Origin of the sequence: Mesorhizobium sp. M7A.F.Ca.AU.001.01.1.1 (genome assembly GCF_004022735.1) — a bacterium.
Classification (GTDB): domain Bacteria; phylum Pseudomonadota; class Alphaproteobacteria; order Rhizobiales; family Rhizobiaceae; genus Mesorhizobium; species Mesorhizobium ciceri.
In genome coordinates, this window is the sequence record NZ_RZPF01000277.1 from 1 (window position 1) to 7599 (window position 7599).

At 61.7% G+C, this 7599-nt stretch carries 8 protein-coding genes and 1 tRNA gene; 7 read left to right on the forward strand and 2 right to left on the reverse strand.

Going from position 1 to position 7599, the window contains the following annotated elements; translation table 11 throughout:
- The 7 genes from EN884_RS18025 to EN884_RS18055 all read left to right on the forward strand — a co-directional run.
- Positions 1-828: HAMP domain-containing sensor histidine kinase (locus EN884_RS18025; protein WP_164895040.1), on the forward strand; the 828-nt coding region annotated here is incomplete at its 5' end.
- 80 nt (positions 829-908) lie between these two features.
- Positions 909-1898, forward strand: a complete 990-nt coding sequence (locus EN884_RS18030; RefSeq protein ID WP_181172679.1) for a glycosyltransferase family 2 protein — start codon at positions 909-911, stop codon at positions 1896-1898.
- Positions 1891-2592 (forward strand): class I SAM-dependent methyltransferase, encoded by a 702-nt coding sequence (locus EN884_RS18035; protein WP_063170022.1) that lies wholly within the window; start codon positions 1891-1893, stop codon positions 2590-2592. Before EN884_RS18030 ends, EN884_RS18035 begins: the two co-directional genes overlap by 8 nt.
- A gap of 10 nt (positions 2593-2602) precedes the next feature.
- Positions 2603-3037: a GtrA family protein gene (locus EN884_RS18040; protein ID WP_245458386.1), complete on the forward strand. Its 435-nt coding sequence runs from the start codon at positions 2603-2605 to the stop codon at positions 3035-3037.
- A gap of 40 nt (positions 3038-3077) precedes the next feature.
- The gene (locus EN884_RS18045) at positions 3078-4559 is read left to right on the forward strand and encodes a hypothetical protein (protein ID WP_063170020.1); all 1482 of its coding nucleotides are present in this window, start codon (positions 3078-3080) and stop codon (positions 4557-4559) included.
- 196 nt (positions 4560-4755) lie between these two features.
- Positions 4756-6669, forward strand: coding sequence for an acyltransferase family protein (locus tag EN884_RS18050; protein WP_063170019.1), 1914 nt, complete (start codon positions 4756-4758; stop codon positions 6667-6669).
- Positions 6670-6750: 81 nt separating this feature from the next.
- Positions 6751-6824: transfer RNA gene (locus EN884_RS18055), tRNA-Gly, on the forward strand.
- 2 nt (positions 6825-6826) lie between these two features.
- Here the strand turns inward: EN884_RS18055 and EN884_RS18060 are convergent.
- Together EN884_RS18060 and EN884_RS18065 are read right to left on the reverse strand one after the other, a co-directional pair.
- Positions 6827-7063: a hypothetical protein gene (locus tag EN884_RS18060; protein WP_024503153.1), complete on the reverse strand. Its 237-nt coding sequence runs from the start codon at positions 7061-7063 to the stop codon at positions 6827-6829.
- A 130-nt stretch (positions 7064-7193) separates the two neighbouring features.
- Positions 7194-7599: LysR substrate-binding domain-containing protein (locus EN884_RS18065; RefSeq protein WP_245491944.1), on the reverse strand; the 406-nt coding region annotated here is incomplete at its 5' end.

Consider the following 7599-nt stretch of genomic DNA (forward strand, 5'->3'; position numbering starts at 1 on the left):
GTCCAGCAGGCCGCGCGCATCGACATCGGCACCCGTGCGATGCAGCTGCCGGTCAAGAATGTGCCGCAGGAGATCGCGCCGCTGGTGCATGCCTTCAACCAGACGCTGGCGCGCCTCGCCCAGGGCTATGACCGGCACAACCGCTTCCTCACCGACGCGGCGCACGAACTGCGCACGCCGATCGCCATCCTGCGCACGCGCGCCGAATTGCTGAAGCAGGAACCGCAAAGCGCGCGCCTGCTGCATGACATCGAGCGCCTGTCGCATCTTGCGCAACAGCTGCTCGACCACCAGCTGCTCGACCGCCCGGCGGACCAGCGCCAGATCATAGACCTCTGCGATCTTGTCGGCCGGGTCGCCGCCGACTTCGCCCCGCTCGCCATCGAAGCAGGCTACGATCTTGCCTTCGAGCCGCCAGCCAACAAGGTCCATGTCGAGATCAACGTGCTGCAGATCGAGCGGGCGCTGGCAAATCTCGTGCGCAATGCCATCGATCATGGCGGCGGTTCCGGCACGATCACCATAGCGATCGATGAAAACGGCGGCGTCGAAATCCGCGACGAAGGCCCAGGCATTCCAGCCGATGAGCACGAGAACGTTTTCGAGCCCTTCTACCGACTGCGGCCGCAATCGCGCGGCGCGGGCCTGGGATTGAACCTTGCCCGGCAGATCGCACTGCTGCACGATGGCTCCATCCGGATATTGGCCGGCTCCTGGCAAGGCGCCCGCATCCGCATGGAGTTGCCGGTTCGGGCGGTGGCCGCGTGCGGCAGAAATGATGGCCGGCCCACGGTTGCGGCCGATCCCGCTGGCTTATCTGTTTTCTAACCAATTGCCGCTATTCCCAATCGGATAGCGGGAGCAAGGCTTTGGTGGAGACGGAGAGAAACACCGCGCGACGCGGCGTCATGCTGTCGGTGGTCATCCCATGCTACAACGAGCTGGATGGCGTGGCCGAACTGCATCGGCGGGTAACGGCCGCATGCCTTGGGCAAGGCCCTTCCTACGAGATCGTCCTTGTCGTCGATGGCGCGACCGACGGTACGCGCGAGGCCATTCTGCAGCTGGCCGAAAAGGACGACCATATCGTCGCCATCGACCTTGCCCGCAATTACGGCCACCAGATCGCGTTGAGCGCCGGGCTCGAATTCTGTCGCGGCCAGCGCATTCTCATTCTCGATGCCGACCTGCAGGATCCGCCTGAACTGCTCGGCGCGATGATGACGAAGATGAACGAAGGCTTCGATGTGGTTTACGGCCAGAGGCTGACGCGCGATGGCGAAAGCTGGTTCAAGCTCGCCTCCGCATCCATGTTCTATCGCTTGCTGCGCCGGATGGTCGACGTCGACATAGCCCCGAATACCGGTGATTTCCGACTGATGAACCGTCGCGCGCTCGACCATCTGAACGCGATGCCAGAACGTTACAGGTTCATTCGCGGCATGGTGAGCTGGATCGGGCTGAGACAGGTGGCTTTCCCCTATGAGCGGCACCGCCGCTTTGCCGGCACCACCCACTATCCGCTGAAGAAAATGCTTCTTCTGGCGGTCGACGCCATGACCAGCTTCTCCATCGTGCCCTTGCGGTTCGCCTCGCTGCTCGGAATGATGTTCGGGCTTCTGGGGCTGGTCGTGCTCGGCTACACGCTGCTCGAATGGTCGGTCGGAAACGTGTTGCCCGGCTGGACCAGCCTCGCCGCGATCGTGCTGATCCTCGGCAGCGTCCAGCTTATGGTGCTTGGAATCTTCGGCGAGTATCTCGGGCGCATGTACATGGAGACAAAGCGGCGGCCGCTCTACTTCGTCAACGAGATCGTTTCGCGCAGCCAGGCGGTGGAGGACGGCGAATTGCCGGTCCATCGCCTGCAGGAGATGGCAAAGAGGGCCGCACGTGCTTGAGGCGGAATTCGACCAGTTTGCGCGGGAATATCAGGAGCAGCATGCCGCAAGCATAAGGCTGAGCGGCGAAAACCCGGATTTCTTCGCCAGGTACAAGATCGACGACGTCGCCGCGACGCTGCGGCGGGCCGGTGTCAAACCGCGACGAATACTGGATTTCGGCGCCGGCGTCGGCAATTCGCTCGGCCATATGCGCAACGCGTTTCCCGACGCGGAGATCACCTTGCTCGATCCTTCGCGGGAATCGCTCGACATCGCCAGCAAGCGCTTTCCCGGCCAGGCCGCCTTCACGCATTTCGACGGCAAGACAATTCCCTTTGCCGACGGCAGCTTCGACCTGGCCTTCGCGGCCTGCGTCTTCCACCATATCCCCGAGAACCTGCAGATCGGACTGTTCGCCGAGATCGGCAGGGTGCTGGCCTATGGCGGCAGCTTCTTCGTCTTCGAACACAATCCTTGGAACCCGCTGACCACGCACGCGGTGAGGAACTGTGCCTTCGACGAAAACGCGGTTTTGATAAATTCGCGCGAGATGCGCGGGCGCATGGCCGAGGCGGGCCTTGCCAATACGAGGATCGTCTACCGGATTTTCTTTCCTCGGATGCTTGCGAGACTGAGGCCGTTCGAGCGCTTCCTCACCAAGGTACCTGTCGGAGCCCAATATTTTGCGCATGTGGTCAAGCCTGCCGTTTGACTTCCCGAGGATGCTGCGATTTGGCGCCGTCGGTCTGTTGAACACGGCGCTGGGATACGCGGTCATTCTGGCCGGGCTTGCGCTGGGTCTGGGCGACATCCTTGCCAACGCCACGGGCTATGCCGCCGGCCTTGTCCTCGGCTTCTTCCTCAACCGCCAATGGACCTTCAGCAGAGCCGATGGCTTCAAGCCCGGGACCGCGCTGCGCTATGGGGGTGTCTTTCTGGTCGCCTACAGCATCAATCTGGCCGTCGTAATCGCCGCCCGTTCAGCAGGCATCGTCGAAAACCCGCTGGTCCACCTCGCGGGAATCTGCGTCTATTCGGTTGTTTTCTATCTTGGCTCGGCTCGCTTCGTGTTTGTGGGGCGTGGGGACGACAGCACCGACCGCACAGTTCGGGTGGCCGACAAGCCTCGGCGGCAGCCCGCCAATCCAACACCTTGAACACCCAACTGTCACCGGAACCGATTAGAGGCGGCGCAGCATGAACGACGCTCAGGCCAGTGCGGCGGCCGCGACATACAACGAGCGGAGCAGGCTGATCTTCTGCCTGCTCGCGGCCTTGGCGATGGCGGGTGCGTTGGGTGCCCAGGCAGGCGCCACCCTGCAGGATCCCGACAGCTGGTGGCAAGTGAAGGTCGGTCTGGATTTCCTGACTAACCGGACATTTCCGACCGTCGATCCCTATTCCTACACGTTTGCCGGCCAGCCCTGGATTGCCAAGGAATGGCTGGGGCAGGTCCTGCTGGCTCTTGCCTACCGGGCGGGCGGCTGGAACGGGGTCGTCAACGCGATCATCGCCTCGATCTCCCTGACGGTTTTCCTGATGGGGTGGTTTCTCAGCGCATGGCTGAAGCCGATCCTGGCGATTACACTGGCGTTCGCCGCGGTGTTCCTGATCAACCCGATCTTCACGGCGCGTCCGCATGTCTTCACCTTCCCGATCATCGTCATCTGGACAGCGGTCCTCTTCGGTGCGGCAAGGGAAGAACGGGCGCCGCCCTGGTGGCTGCTTGTGCTGGTCGTATTATGGGCGAACCTGCACGCCACCTTCACCTTGAGCTTCGTCATCGCGGCTTTCGCCGGTCTCGATCTGCTGGCGCGCACGGGCCTGTCGAAACCGTCCCTGCTGGCGAAGTGGATCGCGTTCGGCCTGCTTTGCCCGCTGGTGAGCCTGATCCACCCCTACGGCGTCCAGGCCATCCTCGCGACGCTCGCCGTGGCCTACGGCAATGAGGCGGTGTCGCTGATCATGGAATGGAAACCGTTCAGTCAGCCGGACAGTCCTGTCCAGGAAGCGGCGATGCTGCTGGCGCTTTTCGGGCTTCTGGTGTCCCGGTTGCGAATTGGCTGGGCCAAGGCGTTGTTCGTCGTCTTCACCCTGCATGTCTATCTCGCCCATGTGCGCTTCATGTATCTGTTCTTCCTGCTGATTCCGCTGGTGATGGCGGCCGAGGTCGCACAGCAATATCACTCGCTTTCAGCCACCGCATGGCTGGCCGAAAAGCGCGACGGGCTGGAGAGATTCTTAGCCAGACGGTTCTACGCCATCTGCGGCACGGCAGCCGTTCTGCTGATCGGCGGGATCGCCGTGCTCGGCAGCGCCTATCAGGTCGCGCCGAGCCCGAAGACATCGGCCAGCGGGGCGCTGGCCTTCGCGCAAAGCCATCATCTGTCCGGCAATGTGTTGAATTCCTACAATTTCGGCGGCACGCTGATTTTCCATGGGTTCAAGACCTATATCGACGGACGGACGGACCAGCTGTTCCTGGGCGGCTTCACAAAGAGCGACAACGACACCGGACGCGGAGACGGCAAGCCGCTCCTCGAAGCCCGCCTGAAGAAATACGCAATAGATTGGGCGCTGCTGTCGGCCGACGACAGCCGGATTCCCTTCTTCGACCAGTTGGGCTGGAAACGGGCCTACTCGGACGATTACGCGGTAATCTATCTGCCCGGCGCCTGATCCTGTGCGTTCCTGGCGGATTTCGCGACAGCCAATATATGCCTTGACACCCATGTTGCAGCGCAGCAAAATTGCTGCCTGAGGGTAAGCCTGTGAGACCGACGAGCCGGGATTTTCAGCACGACCGAAGGCATCGCCGCATGAGCGTGTCGGGTGCGGCCGCACGGATCATGGTGGTCGCGCGCGAGCCGGCCGGATGAACTACCGGCGCGACATCGACGGCCTGCGGGCCGTTGCGGTGCTGCCCGTCGTGCTCTTCCATTTCGGCGTGTCCGCCATTCCTGGCGGCTTCACCGGTGTCGACATCTTCTTCGTCATATCGGGCTATCTGATCAGCGGCAGCCTGCTCGATGATCTTGAGCGGGGCCAGTTCTCGATCGGCCGCTTCTACTGGCGCCGCGCCCGGCGCATCCTGCCGGCGCTGACCTTCGTCATCCTGCTCTCGAGCATTGCCGCCTGGTTCATCCTTCTGCCTTCGGATCTCCACGAATTCAGCCTTAGCGTGATCGCCGCCGCGACCTTCTGGTCGAATATCTATTTCTGGAGAACGATGAACTATTTCTCCATCGACGCAGAACTGCGGCCGCTCCTGCACACATGGTCGCTTTCGGTGGAAGAGCAGTATTATATCTTCGCGCCGATCCTGCTTTATCTGATCCACCGATACGTCTCGAAGCGCTGGCTGACGGTACTTCTGCCGATGGCCGTCGGCAGCTTTGCCCTGGCAGTCATAGCAACCTCGCTGGCACCGACGGCAGGCTTCTATCTCTTGCCGACGCGCATATGGGAGCTGGCGCTGGGCGCCATGCTGATGTTGCGGAAGCCTCCGGTCCTAGCCGGTCGGCTGGCGGTGGAACTGATCGGCCTCGCCGGCTTTGCCCTGATTGCGTTTGGCTTTGTGATGATTTCGGACAGCGATCCGTTTCCCGGCTACAATGCCCTATTCCCCTGCATCGGAACAGCACTGCTGATCTATGCTGGCCAGGATAACGCGGACAGGCCGGCACCTGTCGCCACTCGCGTGCTTCGGTTGGCGCCGCTGGTCTGGGTCGGCCTGATTTCCTATTCGCTTTACCTCGTCCACTGGCCAATCAACTCGTTCGTCCATTATCTCTCGCTGAAGACCGTCGGTGTGCCAACGATTGTCGCGATGACGGTGGCCAGTTTCGCCCTGGCGGCATTCTCCTGGAAATATGTCGAGCAGCCCTTCCGCCAGAAACGAGCCTATACCGCACCGCTGCCTATCTTCGCTTTTTCGGCGACGGCCATCGCGCTGCTGTGCGCCGGTGGTTTGGCCGGTGCACTGGGCAACGGTTTCCCGCAACGGTTCCCGGACTTCTCGACCGAACGTATCCGGGTCGGCGACTGGCGCAACGGCATCTGCTTCAACGAAAACGGGACCCGCATCGAAGACTGGAATCTCGCCGACTGCACCCGTACAACGGGCTTTGCCACCAATGTGCTGCTGTGGGGCGATTCTTTCGCTGCCCATTATGTATCGGGACTTGAGCCCAACGCCCAGAAAATCCAGGCCAATGTCATCCAATACACCTATGCCGGCTGTCCGCCCGACCTGACCTATTTTTCCTATGCTCGGCCCGCCTGCACCCGCTTCAACGAACGGGCCTTGTCGATCATTCGCGACGCAAACATCCAGGCGGTGATCCTGAGCGGCCGATGGACCGACTACCAGGCCAGGGGCTTCGCCGGCCTGCAGAAGACGATCGACCGGCTTCGCGAGATGGGGGTCAAGGTCTATACCGTCGGCCAGTCTCCGGAATTCATCGCCGACGTCCAGAAGATCGCTTTCTTGGTGAAGCGGGAGCATGCCGGAACCACATCCTGGCCTATGGCTATGGATCCGGGCATCAACGCACGGGTTCTGCCGTTCACCAAAGGGGCCGATTTCATAGATCCGCTGACGTATCTGTGCGACTCGGCCGGTTGTTCATACGCCGACGCCAAGACCAATGAATTTCTCTACTTCGACTATGGCCACTTCTCTTCCGCCGGCGCGACGCTGGCCATCTCGAAATACTGGCCAAGTTTCGCCACCAGCGACAAGGCCGCGAAGGCAAACCGGCAATTCACGGCCGCAGGCGCGCCGTGATCCGCAGCACGACGGCGTCGTGCCGAAACGGACCGCTTTGCGATTGCCCGAAGGCCAACCCTCATGCTAACGAGGGCGCACGCGGGTATGATGTAATGGTAGCTTGTCAGCTTCCCAAGCTGAACGCGCGGGTTCGATTCCCGCTACCCGCTCCAGCCTAAGGCGTCAGAACCATTTCAGCGCCTGCCTGTTCGTCGAACACAACCGAGCAGCCTCTCGCCAGCGCCACCGTTGCGAGGGCGTTTGCCGCCGCGTCATCCGATGAAACGAAGTCGCCGGTCAACACCCGCAATTCTTCCACGCCTTCAGCCATGGACACGAAATTGCCGACCGATCGATCGTGCTTGCAGGCCTCGATCACGCAAAGCAGGTCGATGATTTCGAAGCTGCGCATGTTCAGCCTCCAGAAGAAATCGTCCCTTGCAAGATCATGAACGCATCGGCGGGAAATAATGTTCCCAGTTCGCTTTCGCTGGCCTCGGCCTGGCGGCGCTTTCGCCGGAGAAGCTTACCTGATCCAGCCATCATCCCACTTCCCTCAGAATGAAGTCGTGCAGCATCTTGGCGGCCGGCGACAGCGCGCGATTCCTCACCGTGATCAGGCTGTAGGGCCTGACCTCGATGTCGAATTCGGTCTGGACGACGTCGATGGCGCCGGCCAGCCCGTCAGGGTTCTGGATGAATTTCGCCACCTGGACAGAGACCGGTGCGATGGCATCGGATTGCGCGACCATGACCAGGGTCAGGAGCAGCGAACTGGTGTTCAGGATACGGTCCGGCAAAGCGATGTTGCGGTTGAGGAAGTTGCTCTCCATCGCCTGGCGCAAGGGCGAGCCGCCCGACTGGAAGACCCAGTCATAGGCGGCGGTGTCTTCCAGCCGCACCACGCTGCCCCTGGTGAGCGGGTGGCCACGGCGCACGATCAGGCAG

Bases quoted from the DNA above. Each gene is read 5' to 3' on its own strand.
- EN884_RS18045 (WP_063170020.1), top strand. From the start codon at position 3,078: ATGAACGACGCTCAGGCCAGTGCGGCGGCCGCGACATACAACGAGCGG.
- EN884_RS18030 (WP_181172679.1), top strand. From the start codon at position 909: ATGCTGTCGGTGGTCATCCCATGCTACAACGAGCTGGATGGCGTGGCC.
- EN884_RS18050 (WP_063170019.1), top strand. From the start codon at position 4,756: ATGAACTACCGGCGCGACATCGACGGCCTGCGGGCCGTTGCGGTGCTG.
- EN884_RS18040 (WP_245458386.1), top strand. From the start codon at position 2,603: ATGCTGCGATTTGGCGCCGTCGGTCTGTTGAACACGGCGCTGGGATAC.
- EN884_RS18060 (WP_024503153.1), bottom strand. From the start codon at position 7,063: ATGCGCAGCTTCGAAATCATCGACCTGCTTTGCGTGATCGAGGCCTGC.